Raw genomic sequence first — 17,233 nt, 5'->3', positions numbered from 1 at the left:
TTGTCGAACAATCCTGGCTTTCTCAGTTGCGACCCATTATCATCCAGCGCCTTCTCGCTACCCGTCGGGGTAGCTGTTTCAATGTGTCACCTGAGGCGCCCATGTACCGTTTTTCGTTTCACCGCCCCCTGATTGCACTCAGCCTGGGGCTTGCCGCTCCTGGCGTGTTCGCCGCGCTACAGCCCCTGGCCGAAGCGCCACTGGCCAGCGACACCGAGTTGCACTGCCACTTCAACCGTGACGCCAGTACCGACTGCACCACCACCTACCGCTATACGATCCTCAAGCCGAACGGCCGCGAAATGCTTTCGCGCATCGACTTCGATTACTCCGAGGACGACACTTTCGAAGTGCTCAGCGCGCAGTCCACCCAGCCCGGCGCCAAGCCGGTGGCCCTGGATGCCACGCAAATCGACACCCGCACCGCGCCCAACCCGGACCAGGGTTTCAGCCGTGATAAGCAGACCTCCCTGGCCTTCCCCAACCTGCGCGTCGGCACGCAGATTCGCTACACCGTGCGCGAGCACCACGCCGCCAAGCCCTTGATGACCCAGTTTCATTACGTCCTCAAATTCGGCCCCAGCCCGGCGCGGCGCGACCGGTTCAAAGCGCGGTTTACGGCAGAGCGCCCCCTCCAGTGGCGCAGCGAACTGTTCGAGGGTTTCAACGTGAGCGTGTCGCAGAACGGCAAGACCCTGGACGTGGTGCAGAAGACCCCGACCTATCTCAACTACATCAACGAAGCGTCCAACGCCGCGTTGTTGCGCATCCCGCGTATCGAGGTGGGTAGCGCCCTGGAGCGCCAGGCGTACTTCGGTGGTTTCGCTCAAGCCTACAACCAGATCCTCGGTGCCAACCTGCCGCCGCAGAGTGCTGCAGCTGTAACGGCCGTACGCGGTTTGGCGCCGGCGGAACAGATTGCCGCGTTGATGCAGCACATCAACGATCACTACCGTTACCTGGGTGATTGGCGTGCGACCGAGCGCGGCTATGTGCCGTTCAACCTCGATGAAATCGAGCAGCACGGTTATGGCGACTGCAAGGACCTGGCAATCCTGCTGACCGCCTTGCTCAAAGCCACTGGCATCAAGGCCGAGACCGCCTGGGTCAGCCGTGGTGATGTGGTCGAATCGCTATTGATCCCCGGCACCCAGGCGCCGAACCACGCGATCGTGCGCGCCGAAGTGGACGGCCAGGTGTGGTGGCTCGACCCGACCAACCCGGTGTTTGCTCCCGGCCAAGTCATGCCCGACATCCAGGACCGTTGGGTGCTGGTCAACGACGCGCAGGGTCAAGTGCGCGAAGAACATATCCCCCTGGAACGTCCCGAAACCACCCTGCGCCTGGACAAACAGGTGCGCTACGACCAGCAAGGCGCCGGCACCACCCAGGCCACGATCACCTTCAGCCGCCTGCCGCTGATGCAACTGAGCGTCGCCGACCGCCAGCAAGGCAGCACCGCGACCGACCAGGACATCTGCGCCAACTTCGGCAACGAGATCAGCGACTGCCACATCACCCGCGCGGCCACCGGCTTTGTGGTGCATGACGGGTATACCGTCACGGCGCAGATGAATGACCAGCGGGCGCTGGAAAAGCTGGCGAATGACTATGTGTACAGCGATGAATCGCTCAAGGGTCGTTGGGATGGCTTTATCAACTATCGGCGACAAGGGCAGCAGGCCGAGCTGGATCTGGGGAATCCGCAAACCCATGACTACACCATCACCCTGAGCGGCGGGCAGATGGAAAAAACTATCCCTGGCTGCCAGGTGCGCTCGCCCTGGTACGACATGGATCTGGAGGGTTCACGACAGGCTGGCGGGTTGCGCTACCACTATCGCCTGAGCCAGAAGGTGCGATGGTTGGGCCATGACGAGATTGTCAGCACGGCGTTCGGGAAGATGATTGAGGATGCGCGGGCTTGCGCGGAGCAGGTGCATCAGGTGGTGAAACTCTAACGCGGCTACAGGGGTTCGCCGAGCAACAAACGTTGCTCGCGCGCACACAATTCCACCACGTAATCCCACAACACCCGCAACCGCACCGACTTGTGCAACTCCCGGCGCGAGCTGATCCAGTAGCTGCGCTGGATCCCCTCCCCCGGCAGCAACGGCACCAATTCCGGATCGCCCGAGGCCATGAAGCACGGCAACACTGCAATCCCCAACCCGGATCGCGCGGCCTGGTGCTGGGCGATCACACTGGTGCTGTGGAACACCACCTTGGGGTTGCGGCAGAAACTGCTGAGAAACTTGAGTTCCTGGCTGAACAGCAAGTCGTCCACGTAATCGATCCACGCATGTGCCGCGAGGTCTTCGCGCTTCTCAATCGGTGGGTTGCGGTCCAAATAAGTGCGGCTGGCGTAGAGGGCCAGGCGATAATCAGTGAGTTTGCGTGTGACCAGTTGATCGACGCTGGGACGCTCAAGATGGATGCTGATTTCCGCTTCGCGGTTGAGGATGCTGACAAAGCGGGGCACCGCCACCAATTCCACTTCCAATCCGGGGTAGCGATCGAACAGCCCGCCCATGCGGCTGGCGAGGAACATCACGCCCAACCCTTCGGCCACCCCGAGGCGGATCTTGCCCAGAGGCGCGGCGGAGTGGGTCAGTTCGTCTTCGGCCAGCAGCGCGACGTTTTCCATGGCTTCGGCATGCTTGAGCAGGGCTTCGCCGGCGGGGGTCAGCTCGTAGCCCTGGGCATGCTGCACAAACAGTGCGGTGCCGAGGCTCTTCTCGATGGCCTCGATGTGCCGGGCCACGGTGGCATGCGTGGTTTTCAGGCGTTGCGCGGCGGTGAGCAGGCGGCCGCTGCGCTGCAACTCGAGAAAGTACCGCAGATCGTTCCAGTCGAACATAACGCCTCCATTGCATGAGCCTCGGTTACGCTGTTTAAAAACGCACAGCAGTTGGGTAAAAACTAACATTTTTAAGACGAAAACTAACAACTAGGATGGAACCATAAGAAAAACAAGCGAGGCTTGCGATGCCCATTGCTACTGCTGAATACGATTACATCGTCGTAGGCGCCGGCCCCGCCGGCTGCCTGCTGGCCAATCGACTGTCCGCCAACCCTGCTCACCGGGTGCTGCTGCTTGAAGCCGGCGGCCGCGACAATTACCCCTGGATCCATATTCCCGTCGGCTACCTGTTCTGCATCGGCAACCCGCGCACCGACTGGTGCTTCAAGACCGAAGCCCAGGAAGGCCTGCAAGGCCGTGCGCTGAGTTACCCACGGGGCAAGGTGCTGGGCGGCTGCTCGTCCATCAACGGCATGATTTACATGCGCGGCCAGGCTCAGGATTACGACGGCTGGGCGGCAGAAGGCAACGCAGGTTGGGCTTGGAAAGACGTGCTGCCGCTGTTCAAGCAGAGCGAAAACCACTTTGCCGGCGGCTCGGAATTCCATAGCGACGGCGGTGAATGGCGCGTCGAACAGCAGCGCCTGCATTGGCCGATCCTGGATGCCTTTCGTGATGCGGCAGCGCAGAGTGGCATCGCCCCTGTCAACGACTTCAATCAGGGCGACAACGAAGGCTGCGGCTACTTCCAGGTCAATCAAAAGGCCGGCGTACGCTGGAACGCGGCCAAGGCGTTCCTAAAGCCGGTCCGCCAGCGCCCCAATCTGACGGTGTTGACCGACGTGGACGTAAACCGCGTGCTGCTGGAAAACGGTCGGGCCTCCCAGGTGATCGCGCGCCAACATGGCCAACAGGTGAGCTGGAAAGCGCGCAAGGAGATCGTGCTGTGCGCCGGCTCCGTCGGGTCGCCTGGCATCCTGCAGCGCTCGGGGATTGGCCCGTCCAATGTGCTTAAACCTTTGGGCATCGACGTACTGCATGAATTGCCGGGCGTCGGTGGCAACCTGCAAGACCACCTGCAACTTCGGCTCATCTATAAGCTGGAAAACGCCCGCACCCTCAACCAGATCGCGGGCACGCTGTGGGGCAAGATGGGCATGGGCCTGCGCTACCTGTACGACCGCAGCGGCCCGTTGTCGATGGCGCCCAGCCAACTCGGCGCGTTTGCCCGCTCGGGCCCGGAACAGACGTCGGCCAACCTCGAATACCATGTACAGCCGCTGTCGCTTGAGCGCTTTGGCGAACCGCTGCACGCATTTCCGGCGTTTACCGCATCGGTCTGCGACTTGCGCCCGCAAAGCCGCGGACGAATCGACATTCGCTCGGCCAACCCGGCGGACGCACCGCTGATCCGCCCTAACTACCTCAGTCATCCGGAAGACTTGCGGGTGGCCGCCGACGCGATTCGCCTGACACGCCGTATTGTTTCCGCACCCGCCCTGAGCCAGTTCAAACCGGTGGAATACCTGCCGGGCGATTCGCTGCAGTCCGAAGAGCAATTGCACGAAGCCGCCGCGCGTATCGGGACGACGATCTTCCACCCGGTCGGCACTTGCCGCATGGGCAGCGATAAAGACGCGGTGGTGGATGCTCAACTGCGGGTGCACGGGGTGCCCGGATTGCGCATCGCCGATGCGTCCGTCATGCCGCGCATCACGTCCGGCAACACCTGTTCGCCTACGCTGATGATCGCGGAGAAGGCCGCCCAGCTGATCCTTTCGCCGACTACAAGGAACCTTGCCCCCGAGAGAGAAATGACTGCACCCGCATGACCCGTAGGACAACCGGCGCTGAGGTTGGCGCCGACAGTGGAACAACAATAAATAATCACTGTGAGGGCTACCCGATGTCAGAACAAGCTCAACCCCTGGGCGCGGCGGTCAATACCGCCATCACCCGCAACGAATCCAAGAAGGTCATCTTCGCCTCGTCCCTGGGGACGGTGTTCGAGTGGTATGACTTTTTCCTCTACGGCGCCCTGGCGGCGGTGATCAGCAAGCAGTTCTTTGCCGGGGTCAACGACACCACGGCGTTCATCTTTGCCTTGATGGCCTTCGCGGCCGGCTTTGTGGTGCGCCCGTTCGGTGCACTGGTGTTTGGCCGCCTGGGCGACATGATCGGGCGCAAATACACCTTTTTGGTCACCATCATCCTGATGGGCGTGGCGACTTTCTGCGTCGGGCTGCTGCCGACCTACGCCAGTATCGGTATTGCAGCGCCGATCATCCTGATCGTCCTGCGCATGCTGCAAGGCCTGGCGCTGGGCGGCGAATACGGCGGCGCGGCCACGTATGTGGCGGAGCATGCGCCTGCGGGCAAGCGTGGGTTCCACACCAGCTGGATTCAGTCCACCGCAACGCTCGGCCTGTTGCTGTCGTTGCTGGTAGTGCTGGCCTGCCGTTACTTCACCGGGGACCAGTTCGAAGTGTGGGGCTGGCGCATTCCGTTCCTGTTCTCCATCGTGCTGCTGGGTATTTCCACCTGGATCCGCATGAGCCTGCATGAGTCGCCGGCGTTCCTGAAAATGAAAGAGGAAGGCAAGGCCAGCAAGTCGCCGATCCGCGATTCATTCGGCAAATGGGAAAACCTCAAGATCGTGCTGATTGCCCTGTTCAGTATCAACGGCGGCCAGGCGGTGACTTTCTATGCGGCGCAGTTCTATGTGCTGTTCTTCCTCACGCAGTTCCTGAAAATGGACCCTGCCCTGGCCAACATGCTGCTGATCATCAGCGTGGTGATTGGCGCACCGTTTTTCATCTTCTTTGGCTGGCTGTCGGACAAAGTGGGACGCAAACCGGTGCTGATGCTCGGTCTGTTGCTGGCGACCGCACTGTACTTCCCGATCTTCAAGAGTCTGGCGCACTACACCAACCCGGCGATGGACCAGGCCAGCAACCAGGCACCGATCACCGTGCTGGCCGACCCGGCCACCTGCACCTTCCAGTTCGACCCGGTGGGCAAGGCGAAATTCGACAGCCCGTGCGACAAGGTCAAGACCTTCCTCGTCAAGCAGGGCCTGCCTTACAGCAGCGCCGCCGCTCCGGCCGGCAGCCCGGTACAGGTGAGCGTGGGCGACGTGCGGATCGAAGGGTTTGACGAAAAAGCCCTGCGCGGCGCCGTGACCCTCGCCGGCTACCCGTCTTCGGCGGATGTGGCCCAGGTCAACAAGACCATGGTGGTGGTACTGATCGTGGCGCTGATCCTGATCGCCGCGATGTGCTACGGCCCGCTGGCAGCGTTGATGGTGGAATTGTTCCCGACACGCATCCGCTACACCTCGATGTCCCTGCCTTACCACATCGGCAACGGCTGGTTTGGCGGGTTCCTGCCGACCGTATCGTTCGCCCTGGTGGTGTACACCGGCGATATTTTCTATGGCCTGTGGTACCCGGTGGTGGTGACCGGCGTGAGCCTGATTGTGGGAATGATCTGCCTCAAGGAAACGCGGCATGTGGATATCGATAAGAACTAACCCGGTCTCCTGAACACTGGACCCCCCCTGTGGGAGCGGGCTTGCTCACGAAGAGCGTGGATCAGTCGCAGAAAAGTTGACTGATCCACCCCCTTCGCGAGCAAGCCCGCTCCCACATTTGTTTTGTGATGACCACACAAATTGCTGTACATCCATACAGATAAAGGTTGATCAAAGCCCTCCGACTGAGCATCCTGCAAGGCATCAACCCGATCTGATGTGATGACCATGCGGCTGTACCTCTGTGAAAAACCCTCCCAGGCCAAGGATATCGCGGCCGTACTCGGCGCCAGTCGCCGGGGCGACGGCTGCTGGCTGGGCAGTGGCGTCACGGTCACCTGGTGCATCGGCCACCTGCTGGAAACCGCCCCGCCCGACGCCTACGACGAGAAGTACAAGCGCTGGGTACTGGCCGACCTGCCGATCGTCCCGGAAAAATGGAAGATGCGCGTCAAACCCAAGACCGCCAACCAGTTCAAGGCCGTCAAGCGTTTACTGGGAGAGGCCCAGGAACTGGTGATCGCCACCGATGCCGACCGTGAAGGCGAGATGATCGCCCGTGAGCTGGTGGAGCATTGCCGCTATCGCGGACCGATCCAGCGGCTGTGGCTGTCGGCGCTGGACGACGCCTCCATCCGCAAAGCCCTGGCGGCCCTCAAGCCCGGCGCCGAGACCTTCAGCCTGTACCACTCGGCCCTGGGCCGTTCTCGCGCTGACTGGCTGATCGGCATGAACATGAGCCGCCTGTTTACCTTGCTTGGGCGCCAATCCGGCTACCAGGGCGTATTGCCCGTGGGACGGGTGCAAACGCCGACCTTGCGCCTGGTGGTGGACCGCGACCGCAGTATTGCCGATTTTGTACCGGTGGCTTACTGGGCCATCGATGTCGACCTGCAGCACGAGCGCATCACGTTCACCGCCCAATGGCGCGCGGCCGAGGATGCCTGTGATGACCAGGGCCGCTGCCTAGACCCGCAACTGGCGCGAGACGCCGCCGACGCCATGCGCAACGCCGCCACCGCGCGGCTGGTCAAGCTGCGCACCGAGCGCATGCGCGAAGTTGCCCCCCTGCCCTTCGACCTCGGCACCCTGCAGGAAATCTGCTCCAAGAAACTCGGCCTTGGCGCCCAGGAAACCCTGGATATTGCCCAGTCGCTGTATGAAACCCACAAAGTCATCACCTACCCACGCAGCGATTGCGGCTACCTGCCACTGAGCCAGCACAGCGAAGCGCCGAAGATTCTTGCTGCACTGGCGCGCGCCGATGCCGCGGTGAACGAACTGATGCCACATATCGAGACCCAGCGTCGCTCGCGGGCGTGGAATGACGCCAAGGTCAGCGCCCACCACGGCATCATCCCTACCGGTGCCGGCAAGGACGTGGGGCAACTCACCGGCAAGCACCGCGCGGTGTACACCTTGATTCGTGCACGCTACCTGGCGCAGTTCCTGCCCAACCATGAATACGACCGCACCCAGGCGGACTTCGATTGCGCGGGGCAAGCGTTGCGCGCGGTGGGCAAAGTGGTGATCGAACCCGGTTGGAAACGCGCGTTGCCAGAAGCCCTGGCGCCGGCAAAAGGGCGGGAAGCGCCAGCCCCACAAGCATTGCCGGCATTGGTGCAGGGCCAGGATTATGCGGTGGCCAAGGTCAACCTCAAGGACCTGTGGACCCAACCGCCCAAGCCCTTCACCGAAGGTGACCTTATCAAGGCGATGAAAAACGTCGCCAAGCTGGTGGAAGACCCGCTGCTCAAGCAAAAGCTCAAGGACACCACTGGCATCGGCACCGAGGCCACTCGCGCCGGCATCATCCAGGGGTTGCTGGACCGGGGTTACCTGGTGAAGAACGGCAAGGCGCTGTCGGCCACGCCGGCGGCGTTCAGCCTGATCGATGCAGTGCCCCGCGCGATTGCTGACCCGGGCACCACCGCGATCTGGGAGCAGGCGCTGGACATGGTGCAAAGCGGCGAAATGAGCCTGGAAGAATTCGTCGCCAAACAGGCGGCCTGGATGAGCAAGCAAGTCGCGCGCTGCAATGGCATGCGCATGACCATCACTGGCCCGGCCAGCCCGGCAGGTCGAGGCGCCACACCGTGGAAAAAGAAACGTAAAAGCGCGCCCCGCAAGACGGCGGCCAGCCCCAAGCGGGCGAAAAAACCGACAAATGCCGGTTAAACACCGAAAAAATCCGGCGAATGACGTTTTTCGACGGGTTTAACGCCGCTTTGGACCTTGCCGCGGCGTGGGCCGTCTAGGATTCTGTAAGGGGACCCTGACCCACTAACAACAACACCGGAGTGGCCGCCATGAAAACCGTTGCACAAGTGCTCAAAGCCAAGGACCAGAAAAACCAGGAAGTCCATGTCATCAAACATGACCACACCGTGTTTGAAGCACTGGTGCGGATGTCGGAGAAAAACGTCGGCGCCTTGCCGGTCGTCCAGGATGGCGTGGTGGTAGGCATCATCAGCGAACGTGACTACGCACGAAAAATCATGCTCAAGGGGCTGTCGTCGGTCACCACAAAGGTCCATGAGGTGATGAGCTCTCCGGTGATCACCGTCGACACCCATAAAAAGGTCGATGAGTGCATGAACATCATGACCGACAGTCACCTGCGCCACCTGCCAGTGGTCGAAGACGGCAAACTGCTGGGGTTGCTCTCCATCGGTGACCTGGTAAAAGAAGCCATTGCCGACCAGGCCGACCTGATCAAACAGCTGGAGCAATACATCCGCGGCGAATAGGGGAACCCATGCTCGACACGCTGGAACATACAGAGGAGCACCTCGACACCCTGTACAGGGCGTTGGCGGAACGGCGTTTTCTGGTATTGACCGGTGCGGGGATCAGCACGTCGTCTGGTATTCCCGATTACCGCGACAGCGAAGGCGTGCGCCGGGGCAAGGCGCCGATGATGTACCAGGAATTCCTCGCCACTCCGCAGGCGCGGCGCCGTTACTGGGCGCGAGCAATGCTGGGGTGGCCGAGGGTACGCATCGCGCAACCGAACAAGGCGCACCTGGCGCTGGCGGCGCTGCAACAACGTGAGCGAATCAGCGGGTTGATCACCCAGAACGTCGACACCCTGCATGATCAAGCCGGCAGCCATGACGTGATCGAACTGCACGGCAGCCTGCACCGGGTGCTGTGCCTGGACTGCCAGTTGCGCAGCCAGCGTGATGCGATCCAGCGGCAGATGGAAATCGACAACCCCTACCTGGCGCACGTCCACGCGGTGCAAGCACCGGATGGCGACACCTTGCTCGATCCTGCGTTTGAAGAACACTTCCAGGTTCCCCGCTGCCCCCATTGCAATGGCGAGCGCCTGAAGCCGGATGTAGTGTTTTTTGGCGAAAACGTAGCCCCGGCGACAGCCGCCAGGGCGATGAATGCGGTAGAGCATGCCGAGGGTTTGCTGGTGGTGGGCTCGTCGCTGATGGCCTACTCGGCGTTTCGCCTGTGCAAAGCCATGGTCGAACAGAGCAAGCCGGTCATTGCCATCAACTTGGGCAAGACTCGAGGGGATGAGCTGTTGCACGTGAAGATCCAGGCGTCGTGCGAGCGGTTGTTGCCGCTGTTGACCGACCGTTTGCGGTAACGCGTACACCGCCAATCAAAACTGTAGGCGCTGGCTTGCGGGCGCCTACTGTGCTTTGTGTCGAATTCACTGGCTCGGCCCTACGACTCCCCCCTCCAGAAAATGACGCCCAAGTCACGTTTTCTTGCATTCTCCCGTCCTCACGGCGATTTATGTAGTGATAAAAAATAATCACTACATAATCGTTGACGTAACGTTTTTGTCCTTGCATTATCGAGACGTCTCCCGGATCGGGAGCGTTGGTAACAAGCGTTTTGAACAAGCTCGTCTGACCGCCGAGCTGTTTTTTCCGGATGTGCACTGCCCACAAGGCGGATTGATGAAGCTGACCGGACCGAGAGGCTCGGTACAAGGCGCTCAAATGCGGCTTGTCTTCGTTATGAAAGCATTGCGTAGCAGTTCATCAGCAAGACTACATGCATCAGGTTCAAGACCCTGCCCGTATTCGGCAGACAGTCGCTGACGCCCGGTTTTCTTAACCGGAGACAACTAAAGATGTTTTAACGAACCAACTGATAGATCGCCAACTGGTCAAGGGGCTTACACATGAATCTGAACAACCAACCAACTATCGAAGAATTGGCTGAGATGTTCGCAGCGCAGAAAGACACACTCGACGACCATATCCTGTGGATTGGCAAATCGGGCGAAGTCCAAATCGACTGCCTGGCGCCCCACACCGAAGAAGCCGAGTTCGACCGCAATAACCGTGAACTGGCAGCGCGCCTGAAAATGTACCGTCGTGGCCAGGGCTATGTCGGAAAGAAAGCCGCCGCCGATCGCAACTTCATCGAGCAGGTCTTCCACACACTTAATACCGAATGGCAGAACCTCAAAGGCCAATCGAACGTTAAAGTGATTGATAGATACTGCTGATAACAGCATTAAACAGTTAAGCCCGCTTGTTAGTTCAAGCGGGCTTTTTAATGCCTGTCTTATAACAATGCAGGAAACCGCCCCTTTGCCGCTTCATCCCGGAAAATATCAAACAACACCTGCGCCGCCGCCGACAGCTCATGCCCTGGCTTGGTCAGTACACCAATCGGCCGTTCGATAACCGGATCGCTCAAGGTGATGCAATGAGCGCCCGCCTCCTCCATTTGCCGTGCGCATAACGCGGGCACAGCGCTGACGCCCAAACCACTGGCAACCATCTTGCCCACCGTCGCCAGTTGATGGCTTTCCAGGGCTACCGGCAACTTCATGTGGAGGGCGCCCAGGTGTTCTTCCAGCATCACCCGCACTGTGGAAGGCCTTTGCAACGTGATGAACGGCTGTTCCAGCAAGGTTTTCCAATCGATTTCAGCACACTCTGCCAAAGGCGAATCACCAGGCACCACTGCAATGAAGCGATCAAGGTACAACGGCGTAAACGCCAGTGATGAACCTTCCGCAGGCTCGAACGCCACGCCCAACTCCACCTGCCGGTCGCGCACCATCTCCAGCACCTGCTCATTGATCAAGTCATGCACGGTCACATTCACTTGAGGGTAACGCGCGCGGAATGTCTTCAGGATCGGTGGCAGCAAATTGCCCGCAAACGATGGCATCGCCGCGACGGTCACTCGGCCACGCTGCAAGGTGAACCGCTGGCGCAGTTCGTCTTCAGCGTTGTCCCAGTCGGCAATCAGCCGGCGCGCCAGGGGCAGCAGGGACTCGCCCTCAGGCGTCAGGGCAACGTTGCGTGTATTGCGGCTGAATAAACGCCCGCCCAGCCCTTCTTCCAGGCCCTTGATGGTCAGGCTCAACGCCGATTGGGAAAGGTGCAGACGCTCGCAGGCGGCGGCAAAACTCAGGCTTTGGGCCACGGCGAGAAACGCGCGCATCTGTTTAACTGTCATGACGCGACTCCAAACGGTTCGGCGACTATGCTGTTTTTTAAATCAATCAACCTTAAAAAACAACTTAACAAATCAATCAGCCGGAGCAACACTCGGTTCATTGGCTGGCCCACAAACAATAAAAGAGGTGCATATGGCAGGTTTCGATAAACGCGTGGCGTCCTACGAGGAAGCACTGGCAGGCCTGGAAGACGGCATGACCGTACTCTCCGGCGGTTTTGGCCTGTGCGGCATTCCCGAAAACCTCATCGCCGAGATCAAGCGCAAAGGCACCCGCGACCTGACCGTGGTTTCCAACAACTGCGGCGTCGACGGTTTCGGCCTGGGCGTGCTGCTCGAAGAGAAGCAGATCAGCAAGGTGATCGCGTCCTACGTCGGCGAGAACGCGCTGTTCGAGAAGCAATTGCTCAGCGGCGAAATCGAAGTGGTGCTGACCCCCCAAGGCACCCTGGCCGAAAAAATGCGCGCTGGCGGCGCCGGCATCCCGGCCTTTTTCACCGCTACCGGCGTTGGCACGCCTGTGGCCGAAGGCAAGGAAACCCGCGAATTCAACGGTCGTCCCTACCTGATGGAAGAGTCCATCACCGGCGACTTCGCCATCGTCAAAGGCTGGAAAGCCGACCATTTCGGCAACGTCATCTATCGCCACACCGCCCAGAACTTCAACCCACTGGCCGCCACCGCCGGCAAGATCACCGTGGTCGAAGTGGAAGAAATCGTCGAACCGGGCGAGCTGGACCCGGCGCAGATCCACACCCCTGGCATCTACGTCGACCGGATCATCTGCGGCACGTTCGAGAAGCGCATCGAACAGCGCACCGTGCGCAAATAATCCGCCTCCAGCCCGAATAATAAGGACACCTAAAATGGCTCTTACCCGCGAACAAATGGCTCAACGCGTCGCCCGCGAAATGCAGGACGGCTTCTACGTCAACCTCGGTATCGGCATTCCGACCCTGGTAGCCAACTACATCCCCGAAGGCATGGAAGTGATGCTGCAATCGGAAAACGGCCTGCTCGGCATGGGTCCTTTTCCTACCGAAGAAACCATTGATGCCGACATGATCAACGCCGGCAAGCAGACCGTGACCGCACGCATCGGTGCGTCGATCTTCTCCTCCGCCGAGTCCTTCGCGATGATCCGCGGCGGCCACGTCGACCTCACTGTACTTGGCGCGTTTGAAGTGGACGTACAAGGCAACATCGCGTCGTGGATGATCCCCGGCAAACTGGTCAAAGGCATGGGGGGCGCCATGGACCTGGTGGCCGGTGCAGAAAACATCATCGTGATCATGACCCACGCGTCCAAGGACGGTGAGTCAAAGTTGCTCAGCCAGTGCAGCCTGCCGCTGACCGGCGCCCACTGCATCAAGCGTGTATTGACCGACCTGGCCTACCTGGAAATCGAAAATGGCGCTTTTGTCCTCAAGGAACGCGCACCTGGCGTCAGCGTTGAAGAGATTGTGAGCAAGACCGCCGGTAAACTGATCGTCCCGGACCACGTTCCAGAAATGCACTTCCAGTGAGGACAGATTCCATGCAAGACGTCGTGATTGTTGCTGCCACCCGCACCGCCGTGGGCAGCTTCCAGGGTTCGCTGGCAAGCATTCCGGCTCCGGAACTGGGCGCCGCCGTGATCCGTCGCCTGTTGGAACAGACCGGCCTTGACCCGGCCCAAGTGGATGAAGTGATCCTCGGCCAGGTACTCACCGCCGGCAGCGGCCAGAACCCGGCACGCCAGGCCTCGATCCTCGCCGGCCTGCCCCACGCGGTGCCGAGCCTGACCTTGAACAAGGTCTGCGGCTCCGGCCTCAAGGCCCTGCACCTGGGTGCCCAGGCCATCCGTTGCGGTGACGCCGAAGTGATCATCGCCGGCGGTATGGAAAACATGAGCCTGGCCCCTTATGTACTGCCAGCCGCCCGCACCGGTTTGCGCATGGGCCACGCCAAAATGATCGACAGCATGATCACCGATGGCCTGTGGGATGCGTTCAACGACTACCACATGGGCATCACCGCCGAAAACCTGGTGGACAAGTACGGCATCAGCCGCGAAGCCCAGGACGCTTTCGCTGCGGCGTCCCAGCAGAAAGCCACTGCTGCTATCGAAGCGGGCCGCTTTGTCGATGAGATCACCCCGATCCTGATTCCCCAGCGCAAAGGCGACCCGGTGGCCTTCGCCGTGGATGAGCAGCCGCGCGCCGGCACCACTGCCGAGTCCCTGGCCAAACTGAAACCTGCGTTCAAGAAAGACGGCAGCGTCACCGCCGGCAACGCCTCCAGCCTCAACGACGGCGCCGCTGCAGTGCTGCTGATGAGCGCCGACAAGGCCAAGGCCCTCGGCTTGCCGGTACTGGCGCGCATCGCCAGCTACGCCAATGCGGGCGTAGACCCTGCCATCATGGGCATTGGCCCGGTATCGGCCACCCGCCGCTGCCTCGACAAAGCCGGCTGGAGCCTGGGCGACCTGGACCTGATCGAAGCCAACGAAGCCTTCGCCGCGCAATCCCTGGCGGTGGGCAAAGAGCTGGAGTGGGATGCAGAGAAGGTCAACGTCAACGGTGGTGCCATCGCCATCGGCCACCCGATCGGCGCGTCTGGCTGCCGTGTGCTGGTGACGCTGTTGCACGAAATGATCAAGCGCGATGCCAAGAAAGGCCTGGCAACGCTGTGCATCGGTGGCGGCCAGGGTGTGGCCCTCGCTCTCGAACGCAGCTGATTCAAAGAGCAACATAGAAGAGGCCCGGTTCCACGAAAACCGGGCCTTTTCTTCTTCTCGATCCCCTGAAAGGACACGGTCAATGTGGGAGCTGGCTTGCCTGCGATGGCGGTCTACCTGTACCCGATGGTTAACCTGACCCACCGCTATCGCAGGCAAGCCAGCTCCCACATTTGACCTCCAATCGTCAGTCAGAACGCGGCACCGCAAACACCGCACTCGCCCGCGCCACCACCTTCTCCCCCACCTGCAGGCTCACCGTGGCAAACGCCATCTGCCGCCCCCGCTTGTGATGTTCCAAGCGCACCACAACCCACTCCCCCACCTGCACTGCACCCAGGTAATCCAAGGTCATGCTCGCGGTAATCAACGGCAACGGCGGCTCACTGGAAAACGCCATCGCATAACCCATGCCGATATCTGCCAGGGTCGCCAACACTCCGCCATGCACGGTGCCGCGTCCATTGGCGTGACGATTGTCGGCACGCAGGCCGATTTCCAATTGCAGTCCCTCCCCTCGGCAATATGCCGGGCCGAGCAGATCAAGCAAGGGACTGCTGCGCGGCAGTGAAACAAAGCCTTCTGGTACGACGTGAGTGATCATGACGGGCTCTTCCTTAGCATGAGGGTTGAGATGTACGCCTCGCCGGTACCAGCGGCCATGACCATCCATCATGCAAATCCCCCGTGATGCTTTGCGTTAATCCACCAGACCCGCTTTAATCGCCGCACCGCCCCCTTCAAGGAACTGCAATGCGCCACACGGACGGCAAATCCCACCTACTTCGTGGACCAATTTTGATGCTACTGGCCGGCCTGGCGCTGGTCGGCTGCTCGCCCAGTGACTCTTCGCGCGCGAGGGTGATCAACGGCGAACAAAGCCGTGCCGGCGCTCAATTGGCCTACGAACACGAACTGAGCCTGGCCCTGCCCGGCGCCCTGCTCGCACCGCGCATGCAGGCCACCCGCGAAGCCTGCGAAACCGCGCGCTTTGGCGCCTGCAATATCCTCGGCATCACCGAAGACGGCAGTGGCGGTCAGATCATCCTGCGCATCGCGCCCACCGGTGTTGAGCCGATGGTCGCGATGGCCGCTGAAGGTGGCACGCTCGGCCAGCGCATTACCACCGCCGAAGACCTGGCCGATGCCGTTGCCGATGTGCGCCGTCGCCAGGATCGGCTGCAATCCCAGCAACTGCGCCTCGACGAACTGGCCAAGCGCAAAGACATCACCGTCAGTGACCTGATTGCCTTGAGCAAGGAACAGGCGGGCATTGAAAACGAACTGCAGGAACTGGCGCAGGTCGCCGCCGGCCAGCAACGCCGCCTCGACACTAACCGTGTGACCCTGAATTTCCGCTCCTCCGATGGTGCGAACCAGCAGTCACGGTTCAGCCGGATGTTCAACAACCTGGGCGACAACTTGGTGGAAGGCACCGCCGACGCCCTGGAGCGGTCAAGCTATGTGCTGCCGTTCGTGATCCTGGCATTCCCGGTGGTGTGGTTGTGGGTATGGCTGTGGCGGCGCTTTGTAGTGAGGAGCCGTCCTGTGGTGAGCGGGCAAGCCCGCTCACCACAGGAGCCCCGCTCGAACAAAAATTGATCAGCGTTTCAGGCAACGCTGATACCGCTCATCCACCCGCTTGGCGAACCAGGCGGTGGTGAGGTTGCGGGTGATCTTGGGACTCTTGAGCGCGATGCCCGGCAGGATCGCCCGTGGCATCGGCTTGCCCGCCGCCTTGTCGGCCAGGGCAAACACGCGTTTGTAGAGCGTGGTGTCCTCGAAATCCAGCTGCTCGCCCTGCTCCAGCTGGCTGCGGATGCTGGGGTTGCGCATGTCCAGCTTGGCGCCCAATGAACGCACCGCCAGCTCAGTAGTGCCCGGCAACAGTGAACCGTAGCGAATCAAATCTCCATCCAACGCCAACTCTTTGCCCGCCGCACGGCTGACGGCAGCCTGGAACGCGGCATTGCGACTGGCGTACCAGCCAGCATTGAAGTCGGCAAAGCGGTACAACGGCTGGTCATAGTTCACTGGGTAGCCGAGCAAATGCGCGATGCCAAAGTACATACCCCCCCGGCGGGTAAAGACTTCGCGGCGAATGGTGCCGTCCACCGTATAGGGATAACCCCGCGCCTGTTTTTGCGCAAAGTCGATACTCACCTGCATCGGGCCTGCGGTATGCACCGGGTTGAAACCACCAAACAGCGTATTGCCCAGGGGCACCATGCTGATGAAGTCATCAAAGATGGCGCTCAGGTCTTTCTCCGTGCGCGCGGCACTCAGGCGGTCAGCGTACGTCTTGCCGGTGGGCGAGCGCAGTTGCAGTGCGCTGCGTACGACGAACGCCGGTACGTGGACTTTTCCGGCACGCCGCAGGATTTCATCCTGGGCGATCTTGCCCATGTTCGGTACCGGCGGGTCGACCTGAAAAGTGGATTCCTGCTCGGTAACCGCCAGCACGGCGCAGATGTTTTCTGTGCTGGGGTAGATTTTTTGGGTGTCGAAGGCGGTGTAGATATCCTCGGCCCAACCTTTGCGGTCAGGCACCTGGGCCGGTAGCAGGCGCACGATCTGCGCCTTCACCTCGGCCTCGCTGCGCTCCGGCTGTTGCGGGTTGCGCGTGGTAGAGCAACCGGCCAGCACCAGCAAAGTGGCAAGGCAGAGGAACAGGCGGCTTGAATACATTGGGCTTCCTTGGATAGCGACGGGCCAGGCGTTGCAGATATCGACC

General features: G+C 60.9%; 15 protein-coding genes. 11 read left to right on the top strand and 4 right to left on the bottom strand.

What is annotated here, in order from left to right; all coding sequences use genetic code 11:
- Positions 1 to 101: 101 nt before the first annotated feature.
- Positions 102 to 1,961 carry a DUF3857 domain-containing transglutaminase family protein gene (locus PF1751_RS10090; RefSeq protein ID WP_044286966.1) on the top strand — a complete coding sequence of 620 codons (1,860 nt, stop codon included), beginning with the start codon at positions 102 to 104 and terminating at the stop codon, positions 1,959 to 1,961.
- A gap of 5 nt (positions 1,962 to 1,966) precedes the next feature.
- Here the strand turns inward: PF1751_RS10090 and PF1751_RS10085 are convergent, their stop codons facing one another.
- Positions 1,967 to 2,860: a LysR family transcriptional regulator gene (locus PF1751_RS10085; RefSeq protein ID WP_010211310.1), complete on the bottom strand. Its 894-nt coding sequence runs from the start codon at positions 2,858 to 2,860 to the stop codon at positions 1,967 to 1,969.
- 128 nt (positions 2,861 to 2,988) lie between these two features.
- Between PF1751_RS10085 and PF1751_RS10080 the strand changes: the two genes are divergently transcribed.
- From PF1751_RS10080 to PF1751_RS10055, 6 genes are all read left to right on the top strand, one after another.
- Positions 2,989 to 4,635 carry a GMC family oxidoreductase gene (locus PF1751_RS10080; protein WP_044286965.1) on the top strand — a complete coding sequence of 549 codons (1,647 nt, stop codon included), beginning with the start codon at positions 2,989 to 2,991 and terminating at the stop codon, positions 4,633 to 4,635.
- 74 nt (positions 4,636 to 4,709) lie between these two features.
- Positions 4,710 to 6,335, top strand: a complete 1,626-nt coding sequence (locus tag PF1751_RS10075) for an MFS transporter (protein ID WP_010211312.1) — start codon at positions 4,710 to 4,712, stop codon at positions 6,333 to 6,335.
- Between the two features lie 228 nt (positions 6,336 to 6,563).
- Positions 6,564 to 8,513 (top strand): DNA topoisomerase III, encoded by a 1,950-nt coding sequence (locus tag PF1751_RS10070; protein ID WP_044288115.1) that lies wholly within the window; start codon positions 6,564 to 6,566, stop codon positions 8,511 to 8,513.
- A gap of 131 nt (positions 8,514 to 8,644) precedes the next feature.
- Positions 8,645 to 9,085 (top strand): CBS domain-containing protein, encoded by a 441-nt coding sequence (locus PF1751_RS10065; protein ID WP_016977364.1) that lies wholly within the window; start codon positions 8,645 to 8,647, stop codon positions 9,083 to 9,085.
- An 8-nt stretch (positions 9,086 to 9,093) separates the two neighbouring features.
- A complete protein-coding gene (locus tag PF1751_RS10060) occupies positions 9,094 to 9,939 on the top strand; it encodes an NAD-dependent protein deacetylase (protein ID WP_010211316.1) in 846 nt (281 codons plus the stop codon).
- Between the two features lie 546 nt (positions 9,940 to 10,485).
- Positions 10,486 to 10,815: a hypothetical protein gene (locus tag PF1751_RS10055; protein ID WP_010211317.1), complete on the top strand. Its 330-nt coding sequence runs from the start codon at positions 10,486 to 10,488 to the stop codon at positions 10,813 to 10,815.
- A gap of 59 nt (positions 10,816 to 10,874) precedes the next feature.
- Here PF1751_RS10055 and PF1751_RS10050 read toward each other — a convergent pair whose 3' ends face one another.
- Entirely contained in the window at positions 10,875 to 11,780 is a 906-nt protein-coding gene (locus tag PF1751_RS10050) for a LysR family transcriptional regulator (RefSeq protein ID WP_044286964.1), read from the bottom strand.
- A gap of 133 nt (positions 11,781 to 11,913) precedes the next feature.
- Between PF1751_RS10050 and PF1751_RS10045 the strand changes: the two genes are divergently transcribed.
- Genes PF1751_RS10045 through PF1751_RS10035 form a run of 3 tightly spaced genes read left to right on the top strand, consistent with a single transcriptional unit; the run spans position 11,914 to position 14,499 of the window.
- Complete coding sequence (locus tag PF1751_RS10045; RefSeq protein ID WP_010211319.1) at positions 11,914 to 12,612, top strand: CoA transferase subunit A; 699 nt, start codon at positions 11,914 to 11,916, stop codon at positions 12,610 to 12,612.
- Between the two features lie 34 nt (positions 12,613 to 12,646).
- Positions 12,647 to 13,306 (top strand): CoA transferase subunit B, encoded by a 660-nt coding sequence (locus PF1751_RS10040; protein WP_010211320.1) that lies wholly within the window; start codon positions 12,647 to 12,649, stop codon positions 13,304 to 13,306.
- An 11-nt stretch (positions 13,307 to 13,317) separates the two neighbouring features.
- Complete coding sequence (locus PF1751_RS10035) at positions 13,318 to 14,499, top strand: acetyl-CoA C-acetyltransferase (RefSeq protein ID WP_010211321.1); 1,182 nt, start codon at positions 13,318 to 13,320, stop codon at positions 14,497 to 14,499.
- 187 nt (positions 14,500 to 14,686) lie between these two features.
- Here PF1751_RS10035 and PF1751_RS10030 read toward each other — a convergent pair whose 3' ends face one another.
- The gene (locus PF1751_RS10030) at positions 14,687 to 15,103 is read right to left on the bottom strand and encodes a PaaI family thioesterase (protein WP_044286963.1); all 417 of its coding nucleotides are present in this window, start codon (positions 15,101 to 15,103) and stop codon (positions 14,687 to 14,689) included.
- A 149-nt stretch (positions 15,104 to 15,252) separates the two neighbouring features.
- Here PF1751_RS10030 and PF1751_RS10025 point away from each other — a divergent pair, with 149 nt between their 5' ends.
- Positions 15,253 to 16,101, top strand: coding sequence for a DUF4349 domain-containing protein (locus PF1751_RS10025; protein WP_044286962.1), 849 nt, complete (start codon positions 15,253 to 15,255; stop codon positions 16,099 to 16,101).
- On the opposite strand, the gene PF1751_RS10020 is transcribed toward PF1751_RS10025, so the two are convergent.
- Positions 16,102 to 17,187: a DUF1615 domain-containing protein gene (locus tag PF1751_RS10020; RefSeq protein ID WP_042571482.1), complete on the bottom strand. Its 1,086-nt coding sequence runs from the start codon at positions 17,185 to 17,187 to the stop codon at positions 16,102 to 16,104.
- Between the last annotated feature and the right edge of the window lie 46 nt (positions 17,188 to 17,233).

The sequence above is a fragment of the Pseudomonas simiae genome, assembly GCF_000934565.1.
In the GTDB taxonomy this organism is placed as follows: Bacteria; Pseudomonadota; Gammaproteobacteria; order Pseudomonadales; family Pseudomonadaceae; genus Aquipseudomonas; species Aquipseudomonas simiae.
The sequence above is the reverse complement of the archived record's forward strand: the minus strand, read 5'-3'. Positions and strand labels throughout refer to the sequence as shown.